Genomic DNA, 13,305 nt, shown 5'->3' on the forward strand with positions numbered 1-13,305 from the left:
TTCACCACCGGGCCGCGGCGCTTGACCTCGGCCTCTGCCTCGAGCCAGCGCCGCCAGATCACCACGTAGCGGGCGAGCGCCCCGGCATCGAGTTCTGTCATCACTCCGTGCCGCGCCAGCAGCTGGGCCAGTTCCGTGAACTTCGCAGCGGCCGCATCGTCGAGGTGATCGGGCGGCGGCGGCACCGCCACGACGGGCTGCGGCTCGGCGGGGTTCATCCGGTGCGGCCGCGCCGTGCCCTTCACCAGCTTCAGCTGCGTCGGAAGGGGTTTGCGGCCAGCCATGATCCTGATGTCCCTCTTTCCGCATTGCGAGTGGCAGCTGGACACGCCATCTCGTAGGCATGTGCAATCTCTACAGCCAGACTCGTGCCCAAGAGGCGATGCGGCAGCTATTTGCCGCCGTGGACAAGCTCGGCAACCTTCCTGCCCAGCCGGAGATTTACCCCGACCAAATGGCGCCGATCGTTCGGATCGGCCTGGACGGCGAGCGCGAATTGGTCAGGGCCCGATGGGGACTGCCATCACCGCCCTCGGTCCTGAAGACCGCCCGTGACCCTGGGGTCACCAACGTCCGCAACACCGGCTCGCCTCACTGGCGCCGTTGGCTCGGGCCGCCACACCGCTGCCTCGTGCCACTGACAGCCTTCGCCGAGCCGCGCGGCAAGGGAGAGGGCAACCAGTGGTTCGCGCCAGCGGACGGACGGTCCGTCGCATTCGCCGGCATCCATGTCCCGGGTTGGACCTCGGTTCGCAAGGTCAAGGATGGTCCGACCACGGACGACCTTTTCGCGTTCCTCACCACCGCCCCGAATGCTGAGGTCGCAGCGGTCCACCCCAAGGCGATGCCGGTGATCCTGACCGAGCCTGCCGAGTGGCTGACGTGGATGTCCGCGCCCTGGAGCGAGGCACGTTTACTGCAGAGGCCCTTGGCGGATGGTGCGCTGGAACTTGTCGACGGTGCCGCCTGATACCTCGTGGTGATGAGGACCGAATCCTGCGTTTGATCGTGCGGTTGCAAACGGTGCCAAGGTGATCGAGGCCATGACGGAAAAGGGCGATGGAGATCGTCGCGGCAGCGTTCGCGCCCCCGATGGAACACAGTGGTACCTGTTGCGGCAGGTCAGTGCGGACTGAGCGTTGGGAAGGACAGCGACCTACTACCTCCCCAACCGTTCAAACAACCGCCGCAAGGTGAACGATCGAGCGAGGCTCACCGCCGTGAACACCGCCCCGATCCTCATGTTCTGCGCCAGAGTCGGATTCCAGCCGAACTGCGGGAAGATCAGGATCTGCGTGACGACGGCCACGCCATAGCCGACGAGCACGTTGGCCAGCGACTCGACCAGCGACATGGTGCGTGACTGACTCATGCGGCGTCCTCCTCGTCCTGATCTATCGCGCCGAGGCGCTCGACCGTCACCTCGGCGAAGGTCCGGCCGTCGCCATCGAGGATCGCATCCTTCCCTGTCTCGGCCTGCCAGCGCTCAACGGCGACATCGACATAGGCCGGGCTGATCTCAATCGCGAAGACGCGGCGGCCGTTGGCCTCGCCCGCCATAATCTGCGATCCCGAGCCCGAGAACGGCTCGTAGCAGAGGCCGCCCCTCGCCACGTGCTGGCGCATCGGAAAGCCGAAGGCGTCGAGGGGCTTCGGCGTCGGATGGTCCGGGCGCTCCTGCTTGGCGAAGCTCGGCATCTCCCAGGTCGACGGCAGAGTCTCCTCGGCAACCTTGGGCGGGCGGTTGGGACGGCGCCAGCCCATGAAGCACGGCTCGTGTTTCCAGAGGTAGTGGGACCGGGTCAGGACTCCGCGGTCCTTCACCCAGATGATCTGCTGGTGGACGAAAGCGCCGGCCCGTTCCCAACACTGCTCCAGCATCGCCTGGCGGCGGGAGGCGTGCCAGCAGTACCATGCCGCATCCTCGGTGATGGCTTCCGCCACGGCCGCGCCGATGAACTGGTCATACAGCTCCGCCCCTTGGCTGCTGTCGTCCCAGGTGACGCCGTAGGACTGCGACCAATCCTTGTTGCGCGTCGGGTGATTGCTGCCGTCGTAATCGACCAGATATGGCGGATCGGTCGCGAACAGCACCGCCCGCTCGCCGTTCATCAGCCGGCGGACATCGTCATGGCTCGTGCTGTCGCCGCACAGCAGGCGGTGGTCGCCGAGAAGCCACAGATCGCCAGTCCGCGAGACCGGGTTCCGCGGCGGCTCGGGGATCACGACCGGCGCGGTGGATCCTTGATCGGCATCTTCGGTGCCGGCCAACAGCCGGTCCAGTTCGCCATCCTCGAAGCCCATGATGCCGAGATCGACCCCGGCGTCCTTCAGGTCGCCGAGCTCCAGCGACAGCAGCGCCTCGTCCCAACCGGCGTTGAGCGCGATGCGGTTGTCCGCCAGCACCAGTGCCCGCCGCTGGTTGTCGCTGAGCCCGGTCAGGGTGATCGTCGGCACGGTATCCATGCCGAGCAGTCGCGCCGCCAGCACCCGCCCATGACCGGCGATCAGCGTGCCGTCCTCGGCGATCAGCACCGGGTTGGTGAAGCCGAACTCGCGGATCGAACCCGCAATCTCGGCCACCTGCGCCTCGGAGTGGGTGCGCGCATTGCGGGCGTAGGGAACCAGGCTGTCGAGGGGCCGATAGGCGACCTCGAGTTCACGATCGAGCATGGATTAATTCCTTCGGATCGGGGGCTACCCCCCCCTCGTCATTTTGGCCACGGATGCAGAAAGCTTGGCGCGCGGTCCTGACGTCGAACCGCCCAGAGATCTGACCTCCCCCCGGGTCAGTCGGAGGACTCGCGCCCGGTCCGCCGATTGCCGAAGCCGCCATCCTCGGCAGCGGTCTTGCGGCTGTGGCAGGGGGCGCAGAGCGGCTGCCATCCAGTCTGATCCCAGAACCGGGTGGTGTCGCCGCGATGCGGGGTGATGTGATCGACGGTGTTGGCGGTGGTCAGGCGCCCCTGGCGCTGGCACTCGGCGCAGAGCGGGTGGTGAGCCAGAAACAGCCGCCGTTCTGCCAGCCATCGGGCTGAGCGATAGAGCGCGCGGATTGCCGGGTCGCGCTTGCGGTCGGTGTCGCGGTCACGTTCGCGCTTGTCGCGCCGCCCCACAGGGCGATGGATGGGCGGGCGCTGCGGCATGGTGCCTCGCAACGGGACAGATGCTGGAAGAACGGAACGGGTGGAGAAGACCGGGTGGCGCTCCTGGCGCTCTTCTCCCGATCATGCCCTGCTTGTAGCACGGATCTGTTGCAGGTGTCGAACAGGAATGTGTTGCAACACTCTGGACTCACGACGCATTCAGCCGCGCCGCGATCTTCGTGAGCGCCAGCTGCCAGCGTCGCCACGCCGTCGTCCGGTCGCAACCCAGCTCGCCGGAGATGACCTTCCATGGCACCCGCGCCGCCCGCGACCAGATCAGCTTGCGTTCGGTCTCGTTGATCCAGAGTGCCCAGTCGAAGGTGCGTTCAAGCGCCGAGATCGCCTGCGCCGAGGGCACCACCCGCATCGGCTCCGGCTCCATCGCCGCGATCTCGCGGGCGCTGCGCAGGATCTGCGGCCAGTGGCTGCCGTGACCGCGCGGGGCAGCGGAGGGGAGCCTGCGCAAGGTGCGGAACGCCTCGGCGAAGTGATCGGCGACATCGTCGGCAGTCCAGTTGCGCTCAACCATCGCCGCGCCCTCCCTCACTAGCGCAGGGGCCGTAGAGCTTGCGTCCCAGTTGCGCGACCATCTCGCGCTCCGGCCAGGTCAGGCGCGGATCGTCCAGGCTGACCGCCAGCAGGCCCATGTCCTGCCAGCCGTCGCGCTTGACCTCATCGGGGCTGCGCCGCGTGCCGCCGTAGCCAGGGGGCGTGTAGCGCATCGTCGTCAGTTTCATTCGGGCCATCGTCTTCTCCTGTCGTTCTGGCCGCAGTGGTCGGGTGAGGCAGAGACGAAAGAGAACGGCGGACCGCGGGCACGGACGTCACGGATGGGGGGCTCGGCCCCGAGGCCGGCCCTCCCATACGTAGTATGGGGGGTCCCGTTGTTCGTCCTCCAAAGCGGGTAAGTCTCTGTAGCAAAACAGGAAAAGAGGACGAACAGAGGTCGAACAAGAGGACGAACATGTTCGTCCTCGTCCTGCCCTAATACATTGATTTTGCAGGATTGAGGACGAACAACGGGGGAGGACGAACATGTTTGTCCTGAGGTCGAACAAGAAATCCTGGAGGACGAACAACCGCGGTCGAGGACGATTTCACGCATGGTCGTCCTCCGGATCGGGCCAGTCGCAGGGGTCATCCAGCTCCATGCAGAGGCCGTTGGCGGGCGACTTGTAGTGGCTGGCAACGACCGGTTTGCCGGTCGACAGCACCTCGCCGGTCTCCGGATCGACCTGCGCTTCGCTGCCGAACACCATGCCGTGGACGCAGAGATATCCGAACCTCGAGCGAACGACCTCGTGGCCGAATTCGGTGCCGTCGCGCAGGAAGCGGATATAGCCCTTGGTGCTCAGCACATTGATCCGGTCACGAATCGTCGACTGGCTGCCAAGGCCGAACTGGTTCTCGAACGCCTCGCGGAACTGCGTCGACGTATAGAGCCGCCCCTCGGCGGCCTCGGCGAGCAGGATCGAGAGGATGACGTCGCGCTTGCGATCCCGCTCGGCATCGTGACGGGCGCCCATTTCCTGGCCGACGACGCGTTCGAAGAGCCGGCTGACCTCAACCCATGTGCCCCCGATCTTGTCGACCAGCTTCGGCTCAAGCGCCGGTCCGTTGCGCAGTTCGATCTCGAGGCGACGGGCGGTGCTGTCCTCGTTCGGGCGGTGCAGGATTAGGCCCGTGGTGTAGTAACCCCGGAGCGCGCTGGCGCCGGAGAGGGCCAGGAAAGGATCGTCCTTCACCTGCTGCTTCGAGAGCTTCTTCGTGTGGTGGACGAGGATGACACCGGCATCGGGATTGACCGCCGCCTGCAGCGCCTCGACGCGCTCCCGCAGGAAGAACATCATCGCGCTGTTGTCGTTCTCGCCGGCGCTGCTGCCGTTCGGCCCCGTCGGCCCGCCGTCGAAGACGTTCCGGATCGGATCGATGCAGATGATATCGGGCGGGCTCTCGGGAAAGGCGCTCCGGATCGCCTTAAGCACGCGGGTGACGCCACCGTGGTCGAGCAGCAGCTTCAGCCGCGGGGTGGCCACAAAGCCGTCACGGGCGGCAACAAGGACTGCGGATGGCAGGCCGATCTGGTGGAGGCGCTCGCGCAGGTAGTGATACTGCAGCTCGGCCTGCAGGTAGAATACCCGCAGCGGCCGTGGCGGCGTGAAGCCGAGGAACGGCACGCCGGCAGCCATGTGGACGAGCCAGGAGATCAGGAAGTCGCTCTTGCCGACCTTGGGCGCTCCGCCGAGGACGAGCAGCCCGCCCGGGGTCAGCACGCGAGGCGCGATGATGTCGTCGGGCAGCGCGCTGCGGTCATCGAGCAGCTGGCCGAGGCTGAAGCAGGCGAGCGGGCCTGTCGGCGCCTCCTGCCGCGGCGGCTGCGCAGGTCCGTTGCGTTCGAGATGACGCTGCCACAGCCGACGCGTTTCGGCCTTGAGCCGATCCTCGGGCCACGGTGGCTGCAGCATCGCGGCGTTGTAGCCGCAGATCGCTTCCCAGGCCTCGTCGAGGCTCAGGCGGCCTTCGTGGGCTTGGCGGAGGTAATAGCCGATCGCGGCGCTGGCCCCGTGGAACCGCGTCCAGTCATCCTGCGCGCCCTCGCGCACCGGCGTGGTCAGGACGTCGTCGATCGGGGGCTTGGTGCCGGTGTTGAACTCCAGGGGCGTGCGGGATCGGGACGTCTCCGCCAAGGCCGGCATGGCCGCGACGCGCGCCTCGAACTCGGTCAGATCGACCTCAATGGGCTGCTGGTCGACGATCCGGACCTGCGCCGTCCGTCCATATTTGCCATGGATCGTCCCCGGCACCCGGATCGGCTGGTGAGCGGAGCCGAAGCTGTCATCGCCGCCGACCTTCAGCGCCATCGTCGCCCGAAGCCGGCAGAGCCGGGCCAGGTCCTCGCCCTCGGCCGGCTCAGTCAGCTTCCACCACAGATGCAGCTTGGGCTGTCCCGCCTCCGTCAACCCGCCGCTCTCGATGGTCAGCGTCACCGGGCCGAGGTTGCGGATCAGGTGGTCCCGCTTGGCGGAGATGTCGCCCTCGTCGAGATCGACGACCAGCGCCTGCATCTGCCGGACATGCTCAGCGCGGGCCTCGCCGTTGTGTCCGACCGTGCCGGGGATCACATAGATCGCGCGTCCGACGGACGCGGCGGCTCGCGCGGCTGTGGCGATGATCTCGGGCGCGCCCGCGTCTGCCGGGATCCAGCGCAGATCGTTCGACGGCACCGGCGTCACGCCCTTCTCGGGCAGGCCGCGCAGCGGGATCAGGCCGTCGCACCAGGAAAAGACCACGTCGACAAACAGCGCGATCTGGTCGCGATCGATGCCGGGCGCGCTCATTGCAGCCGCCCTTCGCCCGGCGCCAGATCTGCGGGCTGGACATAAACCGCAAACAGCGGCTCACCGTCGCCGTGCAGGCCTGCTGCCTCGAAGAAGTAGTACCGATCCGGGATGACCAGTTCGGTCAGTTCCCAACGCCGGTAATATCCCGGCAGGCGTTTCAGAAGATCGGGCGGCGGAACGGGCGGCAGCGTCATCGATCAGGCTCGTGAACAGGGGCTTCACCTGGTCAAAAGCCACCCCCGCACGCCGATCGGGACATTGAGGAGGGGAATAATATGTGATATCTATTGCAGCGTGTGATATCGATGGAGGCGGCCGTGGCCCAGATCGTCGTGCGACAGATCCCGGACGAGGTGCATCGCGCCCTGAAGGCGCAGGCGGCCGCCCATGGCCGGAGCGCCGAGGCCGAGCTGCGCGAGATCATCGCTCGCGCGGTTCTGCGCGAGGGCCGGCCACGTGCAGGCGATCTGATGCGCGGCATCTGGTCAGGCGCCGCGATGGACGGGTTCTCAGTCGAGCGCGACCACACCCCCGTGGAGCCGGCCTGCTTCGAATGATCATCCTTGATACGAACGTCGTCTCGGAGACGATGAAGCCGGTCCCCGAGCCGCGGGTGATCGACTGGCTCAACCGCCAGGAGCTGAGCACCCTGCACCTGAGCACCGTCAGCCTGGCCGAACTGCGGTTCGGCATGGCGCGGCTCGAGCCCGGCCGCCGCCGGGATGATTTCGAGGTTCGGCTCGAGCGGATGCTGACGGAGGTCTTTCCCGGCAGGGTCCTCGAGTTCGACGCAGCCGCGGCAAATGCCTTTGGCGTGCTCGTCGCGACGGCGGAGCGGCACGGGCGGACGGTGAGCTTCCCGGACGGCGCGATCGCCGCCATCGCTGCGGCGAACGGCTATCCCGTCGCCACCCGCGATGTCGCGCCGCTCATCGCCATGGGCGTGGACGTCGTCGATCCGTGGAAGCCGATCCCTCCTGGCCCATGATGCTGCCGCAGCGCCACCACGGCGCGCTGATAGCGCTTCCGAGCCGCGGGTTCCGACAGGCCAAACGTCATACCCATTTCGATCTGGCTGGCACCGTCCAGGGCCACGCCGAGAACCAGGTCCGCGTCCCGGCCGATGAGGGCGACGAGGTCGCGCCGCAGCTCCGCGCGCAGACGCAGTTGCTCCGCCCATGAGGGTGGCGCCTCCAGCCAGTCCGGGTCCAGCGACGGGCAGGATTGCTGCCGGGCAGTTTCTCGTCGGGCGGCACGCAGCAGGTCGCGCTCGACGTTCTGCAGCACGGTTGCTGCGATCCGGTTGACCCGGCTGAGGTCAAGCGTTCGGACTTGCTCGGTCGTTCGCGCCAGCAACTCTGACGCGATGTCATCGCGGCTGCCGACGCCCCGCCGCAGGCAGCGGCCGCGGATCGCATCCAGTCCCGGCCAGAGTGCCAGCAGTAGCATGCGGAGGGCCAGGTCAGCGATGCGGTCGTCTTGCTGCGATGCACGCACGAGGGCGGCGAGAATGGCGTTACGCGCACCGTGATCAAGGTGCCCATGATGCAGGGCGCTGAGCAATGCTGTGGGGTCGGCGTACGGCTGCAGGACCGCCTCGGCCGTGCGCATCGCACGGTAGTCGCGTTGGAACTGCAGGGTCGTGGAGGAACGGGCGAGATCGTCACGGATCCCGGACCAGGAATGACACACTGGACGCCAGCCTTCCGGCCGGGCGTCCAGCGCCTCTCTCGGGCCTCAGGGCGTCGTGCGCCTCTGATGATCGGGGGAGTGGGTGGGCGGCGACTTAGCGCGCGGTCGCCTGGTTCAGCGTCCCGCAGCCGCGGCAGGTGGCCGTCGCCGGAAGGCTCACCAGGTATTCGTGCCCGCGCGCAAAGCTCAGATGCATCACACCGTCACGGCGCACGCCCAGCAGCTTGCTGCAGCAGCTGCAGCGCCAGTCGTTCGCAGTGCCCGCGATGCGGGTGGCGAGGCCAGCAGGCACTTTGCGAGCCGGGCGGAAGGAAGTGGGGGTCGGCATTTGGAATGCTCCTCTGTGATCAGGAGCACCCCAAATGAAGCAGCGAATCGGAGTTAGTCAGACCCCCTGAACGGAGTTGGAGCGGAGTTGGAGCTCAGACGGCGATCTCCCACAGTCCGCGCTTCGGGGAGCGCAGGAAGCCGTCCTTCAGTTTATTCCAAAGAATTTGACCAAAAATGTTGCCAAGCGACTGATCGCCAAAGCCAGCCGTCAGGTCCTCCGACTTCATGGGACTCGGATGTGCCTGAACCAGTCGATCGATAACAACCACTCGCTGGGCGCCCACGATCTCGATGGTGCCCTTGCCGGGGACGCTCAACACACCCACGCTATCGCCCGACTTCTGGAACTCGACCGCCGCGCTGCCATGGGCAAGCGATCGGTTCCGACGAAACGCCGTTGCAAGGCTCGTCAGGTCCACAGCAAACTCGGCCGCGTCCGGGAGAATGTGATCGGTGAGCCTGGCAAGCACGTTCGCCGCGAGAGATGTCCCCGGCAGGTCGCCAGCCTGTAGGACAAGGCCGATCCCCTGCTTGTCCCGCGCTCGAAGCTCAGTGTCGATGGCGGCGTGGACACGTTCATCTTCGAGCCTGCGCGCGAGATACAGCGGCACCGCCCGGCCATCGATTTCGAGAGCGCCGAGTGCGACCAGCTCCGGCCTGATGTCCTCCATCGCTGTGATGTCCAGCGCCTTGCCGAGCTGATCGCGCAGGTGGGCCGCAACCCACCCGTCGCGGACCCGATAGACGCGGTAGCGATCGGGCATCGCAGCTGCGGAGGACTGGCCATCGCTCGAGCGCAATTCGGCTCCCCCAGGGGGGACCACGACAGCGGCCACATGCTCCGCGAAATCGTCCTCGTCGTCGACCAGTTCGTCACCTTCCCAACCTGCGGGAACCAGAAACCCGAGATCGAGCAAAGTTTTGACATCTACCCCGCGCTCGAAAAGCCATGAACCGCTGATCCGGTCAGACCCGAGGTTCCACAACGCCAGCAGCGCAGGAAGGACCGCCATGCTCTCTCGGGGCGTCGGTGCCCGCCCGTCCCGCAATATGCCCCAATACCGAAGCAATCGGTGCCCGAGGACCCGTTCAAACGGATCGTCCAGGCTGTGCAGGCTCGTGGTGTTCCGGTCCGTGACGGTAAAGTCGAGAGTACGCTCCCCGTCCACGCCTACGCGACGGTATTGAACCGCAATCTCCACAAACCGGATCGCGAGGGCATTGCGGAATATCCTGTCAAGCCCCGGCTGATCGCTGATCAGCTGTCCGATGTCCTCGTTCAGCGGCGTCGAGACCGACAGCCTGCTGGCGAGGTTGCCGATACTGATGTCCGCGCGGATGACCTGAGCCCGCAGGATGCTCACGTCCTCGAAGTCGGGGATCTCCAGATCGAACCCGCCAAAGAACCGCGCGACGTCATAGGCCTGAAAATCGACGGGTTGTTGCGATGGCTCCTGCTCGAGCACCGTTCTGATGAAGCTCTCGGCCGCGTCATGGCGCAGCTTTCGGGTCCCGGCCCGGACATGCACGCGCCCGGTGCTCGGGGTGTGCACAATCATGATTTCACCGGGCGGGCGAAAATACATTGTCGTGCGCTGCCCGTCGTCGTGGAGTTCCCGCACGCTGGTGGGAGGTTCCGGGTGAACGACCAGGTACATGACCTGAGCGGGTTCATCTCCATCCGGGGGAATGGCGAACCGGTCGACCTCATAGCCGTCGCCCCGGTCAAGCCTCGCGCGCAGATCTTCGAGCAGGGCCCGCAGCGCAAAGGATTCGACATCAGCACCACCGTCCTCCGCAGGCTCGACCATGAACGTCTGATAGTGACGGTCATAGCGGCGATAGAGCCGCAGATGCAGGGTGTTCTCGGCCGCCTCGAACAGCATCGGCTGTTTGAGATATGCTCACAAGCTACGCGCCAGCGCGTCGCGCTGCCCCTCGAACTCGCGCTTCTGCTCTGTCGCCAGTTTGGAGCGAACCAGTCCGTCGAGGGCGAACTGGCCGCGATCTGACGACATGGTGACGATGCGGGCCGCCTCGGTTTCGAGCGGCGACAGCTTCTCCTTGCGCTGCTCGCGCAGCATGGCCGCGGCCGGCACGTTCCCGTCCGCTTCATCCGGATCGAAGTAGTAATCGACCAGCCAGGCCAGTTTGTCGAAAACCCGCATTCGCAGAAACGCGGCGATCATCGACGCATCGGCGTCGCCGAACAGGCGGGACAGGGCGGGGCAGGACCTGGCTGGCGCTCGAACCATGCAGATCTCCATGATCAGAGTTTTCCAACGCTAACCCAAGCGGGGAAAAGCGCAAAATAATCTTGTGTACCGTGTCCCGATCCTCCGGGACGGGTGGCTTTTCATCTTCGAGAAGCCTGTGAGCCCGAGATGAAGCGCCCCAACCCCTTGTCACCCTACCTTATGACACCCGCCGAACGCCGCGCCGAGCTGTGCGCCCTGCTGGCGCTCGGGCTGGTCCGACTTATGAAGCGCGAGCGGGGCGAACCTTTTGACGAAATTGGAGAAATTCGCCTACACTATCCGCCCGACCAATGCCGTCATGCAACCCGGAAGCCAACGGAGAAAGCATGACGACGCACGACCCCATCCCCGCGCGCCTGGCCGCACTCAAGACGACGCCGACGCCCGACTTGAAGCAACAGTGGCGCGACCTGTTCGACAGCGAGCCGCCGCCGTTCAACCGGCGCTACCTCGAAAGCCGCATCGCCTATCGCATCCAGGAACTGGCCTATGGCGGGCTGAAGCCCGAGACGATCCGGCGGCTGGAGCGGCTGGGCGAGGAACTTGACGGCGGCGACAGGAAGAAGCGCGGCATCCGTGCCGACCGTGACCGCCCGATCACTGGCACACGCCTCCTGCGCGAATGGCAAGGCGTCGAACAGGTCGTTACCGTCACCGCCGACGGCTTCGAATGGCAGGGGCGACCCTACAAATCGCTGTCCGCCATCGCCCGTGCCATCACCGGCACCCGCTGGAACGGGTGGACCTTCTTCGGGCTCAAGAACCACAGGGGGCGGACATGACGAAGCCGCCGGAAAGATCGAAGGTCGTCCGCAAGCTGCGCTGCGCGGTCTACACCCGGAAATCCTCCGAGGAAGGGCTGGAGCAGGAGTTCAACAGCCTCCACGCCCAGCGCGAGGCATGCGAAGCCTACATCGCCAGCCAGCGGTCGGAAGGCTGGGTGCTGGTCCGCGATCAATATGACGATGGCGGCGTCTCCGGCGGGACGCTGGATCGGCCCGGCCTGCAGCGGCTCATGGCCGACATCGAGGACGGGCTGGTCGATGTCGTGGTGGTCTACAAGATCGACCGACTCTCGCGCTCGCTCGCAGACTTCGCCAAGCTGGTCGAGGTGTTCGACCGAAACGGCGTGACCTTTGTCTCGGTGACCCAGGCCTTCAACACGACCACGTCGATGGGCCGGCTGACGCTTAACATCCTGCTCTCGTTCGCCCAGTTCGAGCGGGAGGTCACGGCTGAGCGCATCCGCGACAAGGTCGCCGCCAGCCGCAAGAAGGGCATGTGGATGGGCGGGGTGCCGCCCTACGGCTATCGGGTGGAAGCCCGGAAGCTGATCACCGACGAGGAGGCGGCCGAACAGGTCCGCTGGATCTTCGCCCGCTTCCTCGAGATCGGATCGGGCACCGAACTGGCGCGGGAGATCGCGAAGCGCGGCATCCGCACGCAGCGCGGCAACCGGATCGACAAGAAGTACCTCTACCGGATGCTGAACAACCGCGCCTACATCGGCGAAGCGGTCCACAAAGGCGAGAGCTATCCCGGAGAGCATGACGCCATCATCGACCGCAACACATGGGACTGCGTACACGCCATTCTGCAGGAAAGCCCGCGCAAGCGCGCCGCCCGCACCCGCGCCGACACGCCCTCGCTGCTGCGGGGTTTGCTCTACGGCCCCGATGGTGCAGCGTTCTCACCGACACACACCCGCAAGGGCGGGCGGCTGTACCGCTACTACGTGAGCCAGACTGTTCTGAAGCATGGGGCCGGTTCCTGTCCTATTGGCCGGGTGCCAGCGGGTGAAATCGAAGCTGCCGTCATCGACCAGCTGCGCGCCGTGCTCCGGCAGCCCGAAATCGTTGCGGGCACGTGGAAGGTGGCCAGACATAAAGATGCGGGGATCAACGAGGCCGAGACCTACACAGCCCTGACCCTGCTTGAGCCGCTATGGAATGAAATGTTCCCAGCCGAACAGGCCCGCATCGTGGCGCTTCTGGTGGAGCGGGTCGACATCGGCACCGATGGGCTGAATGTGCGACTGCGCACGGACGGTCTGGCAGCGTTGGCGCGCGAGATGGGCCCAGAGGTGGGAGCAGCGGCATGACCCGCACAAAGGCGATCCCAGATACCATCACCGTGCATGTCCCGTTCCGCCTTGTGAAGCGCGGCGGTCGGAAAGAGATGCTTGTGCCCGCCGGTCAGAATGCCCCGCGTCAGCCTTCCGCAACGGTCATCAAGGCGCTGGCCCGTGCGTTCCGCTGGAAGCAACTGCTTGACACCGGCGAGTTCTCGACTGTCTCAGAACTCGCGCACAAGGAGGGGATCTCGACCACCTACCTCGCGCGCATCCTCCGTCTGACGCTCTTGGCTCCTGAAATTGTCGAGGGTGTGCTTGACGGACAGTACAAGACAGAGTTGCTCAAGGCCGCCGTGCAAGCTGACTTCCCATCCGAATGGGAAGCGCAACGCGCTTTGTCTTTGACATGCGACTCAGCAAGTTAGCGTCTATCCATCATCTTACATCTTGGCTAAAGTAGCTCC

18 protein-coding genes are annotated in these 13,305 nt (G+C 65.9%); 6 read left to right on the forward strand and 12 right to left on the reverse strand.

Annotated elements, in window-relative coordinates:
- The coding region (locus tag BLW17_RS16765; RefSeq protein ID WP_139306059.1) for a P27 family phage terminase small subunit at positions 1–284 on the reverse strand (284 nt) is incomplete at its 3' end.
- A gap of 59 nt (positions 285–343) precedes the next feature.
- Between BLW17_RS16765 and BLW17_RS16770 the strand changes: the two genes are divergently transcribed.
- On the forward strand, positions 344–970 hold the full coding sequence (locus BLW17_RS16770) for an SOS response-associated peptidase (protein ID WP_036732724.1): 627 nt from the start codon (positions 344–346) through the stop codon (positions 968–970).
- Positions 971–1,159: 189 nt separating this feature from the next.
- Here the strand turns inward: BLW17_RS16770 and BLW17_RS16775 are convergent, their stop codons facing one another.
- The 7 genes from BLW17_RS16775 to BLW17_RS16805 form a co-directional block, all read right to left on the reverse strand.
- Entirely contained in the window at positions 1,160–1,372 is a 213-nt protein-coding gene (locus tag BLW17_RS16775; RefSeq protein WP_036732727.1) for a DUF7220 family protein, read from the reverse strand.
- Positions 1,369–2,673, reverse strand: coding sequence for a site-specific DNA-methyltransferase (locus BLW17_RS16780; RefSeq protein WP_036732730.1), 1,305 nt, complete (start codon positions 2,671–2,673; stop codon positions 1,369–1,371). Before BLW17_RS16780 ends, BLW17_RS16775 begins: the two co-directional genes overlap by 4 nt.
- A 116-nt stretch (positions 2,674–2,789) precedes the next feature.
- Positions 2,790–3,146 (reverse strand): HNH endonuclease, encoded by a 357-nt coding sequence (locus BLW17_RS16785; protein WP_036732733.1) that lies wholly within the window; start codon positions 3,144–3,146, stop codon positions 2,790–2,792.
- A 148-nt stretch (positions 3,147–3,294) separates the two neighbouring features.
- Positions 3,295–3,675, reverse strand: coding sequence for a DUF6362 family protein (locus tag BLW17_RS16790; protein WP_036732736.1), 381 nt, complete (start codon positions 3,673–3,675; stop codon positions 3,295–3,297).
- Positions 3,668–3,892: a hypothetical protein gene (locus BLW17_RS16795; protein ID WP_331429080.1), complete on the reverse strand. Its 225-nt coding sequence runs from the start codon at positions 3,890–3,892 to the stop codon at positions 3,668–3,670. Before BLW17_RS16795 ends, BLW17_RS16790 begins: the two co-directional genes overlap by 8 nt.
- Positions 3,893–4,243: 351 nt before the next feature.
- Complete coding sequence (locus BLW17_RS16800) at positions 4,244–6,484, reverse strand: AAA family ATPase (RefSeq protein WP_036732738.1); 2,241 nt, start codon at positions 6,482–6,484, stop codon at positions 4,244–4,246.
- The gene (locus tag BLW17_RS16805) at positions 6,481–6,681 is read right to left on the reverse strand and encodes a hypothetical protein (RefSeq protein ID WP_036732741.1); all 201 of its coding nucleotides are present in this window, start codon (positions 6,679–6,681) and stop codon (positions 6,481–6,483) included. Before BLW17_RS16805 ends, BLW17_RS16800 begins: the two co-directional genes overlap by 4 nt.
- A 123-nt stretch (positions 6,682–6,804) precedes the next feature.
- Here BLW17_RS16805 and BLW17_RS16810 point away from each other — a divergent pair, with 123 nt between their 5' ends.
- Complete coding sequence (locus BLW17_RS16810) at positions 6,805–7,044, forward strand: FitA-like ribbon-helix-helix domain-containing protein (RefSeq protein WP_036732787.1); 240 nt, start codon at positions 6,805–6,807, stop codon at positions 7,042–7,044.
- The gene (locus BLW17_RS16815) at positions 7,041–7,475 is read left to right on the forward strand and encodes a type II toxin-antitoxin system VapC family toxin (protein WP_036732744.1); all 435 of its coding nucleotides are present in this window, start codon (positions 7,041–7,043) and stop codon (positions 7,473–7,475) included. The genes BLW17_RS16810 and BLW17_RS16815 overlap by 4 nt, the downstream gene beginning before the upstream one ends.
- Here BLW17_RS16815 and BLW17_RS17525 read toward each other — a convergent pair.
- The 4 genes from BLW17_RS17525 to BLW17_RS16835 form a co-directional block, all read right to left on the reverse strand.
- The gene (locus BLW17_RS17525; protein ID WP_231572756.1) at positions 7,385–8,098 is read right to left on the reverse strand and encodes an RNA polymerase sigma factor; all 714 of its coding nucleotides are present in this window, start codon (positions 8,096–8,098) and stop codon (positions 7,385–7,387) included. The two genes, BLW17_RS16815 and BLW17_RS17525, sit on opposite strands and share 91 nt — an antisense overlap.
- Positions 8,099–8,273: 175 nt before the next feature.
- Positions 8,274–8,507, reverse strand: a complete 234-nt coding sequence (locus tag BLW17_RS16825) for a hypothetical protein (protein ID WP_036732748.1) — start codon at positions 8,505–8,507, stop codon at positions 8,274–8,276.
- Positions 8,508–8,601: 94 nt separating this feature from the next.
- On the reverse strand, positions 8,602–10,395 hold the full coding sequence (locus BLW17_RS16830; protein ID WP_036732750.1) for a hypothetical protein: 1,794 nt from the start codon (positions 10,393–10,395) through the stop codon (positions 8,602–8,604).
- A gap of 18 nt (positions 10,396–10,413) precedes the next feature.
- Positions 10,414–10,776 carry a hypothetical protein gene (locus tag BLW17_RS16835; RefSeq protein WP_139306060.1) on the reverse strand — a complete coding sequence of 121 codons (363 nt, stop codon included), beginning with the start codon at positions 10,774–10,776 and terminating at the stop codon, positions 10,414–10,416.
- Between the two features lie 317 nt (positions 10,777–11,093).
- On the opposite strand from BLW17_RS16835, the gene BLW17_RS16845 reads away from it, so the two are divergent.
- From BLW17_RS16845 to BLW17_RS16855, 3 genes are read left to right on the forward strand one after another with little or no spacing between them, the layout of a single operon-like run.
- Positions 11,094–11,549 (forward strand): DUF2924 domain-containing protein, encoded by a 456-nt coding sequence (locus BLW17_RS16845; protein ID WP_036732756.1) that lies wholly within the window; start codon positions 11,094–11,096, stop codon positions 11,547–11,549.
- Positions 11,546–12,868, forward strand: a complete 1,323-nt coding sequence (locus BLW17_RS16850; RefSeq protein WP_036732759.1) for a recombinase family protein — start codon at positions 11,546–11,548, stop codon at positions 12,866–12,868. Before BLW17_RS16845 ends, BLW17_RS16850 begins: the two co-directional genes overlap by 4 nt.
- Positions 12,865–13,266 carry a hypothetical protein gene (locus BLW17_RS16855; protein ID WP_036732762.1) on the forward strand — a complete coding sequence of 134 codons (402 nt, stop codon included), beginning with the start codon at positions 12,865–12,867 and terminating at the stop codon, positions 13,264–13,266. The genes BLW17_RS16850 and BLW17_RS16855 overlap by 4 nt, the downstream gene beginning before the upstream one ends.
- Positions 13,267–13,305: the final 39 nt, after the last annotated feature.

The sequence above is a fragment of the Paracoccus sanguinis genome, from assembly GCF_900106665.1.
Taxonomy (GTDB): domain Bacteria; phylum Pseudomonadota; class Alphaproteobacteria; order Rhodobacterales; family Rhodobacteraceae; genus Paracoccus; species Paracoccus panacisoli.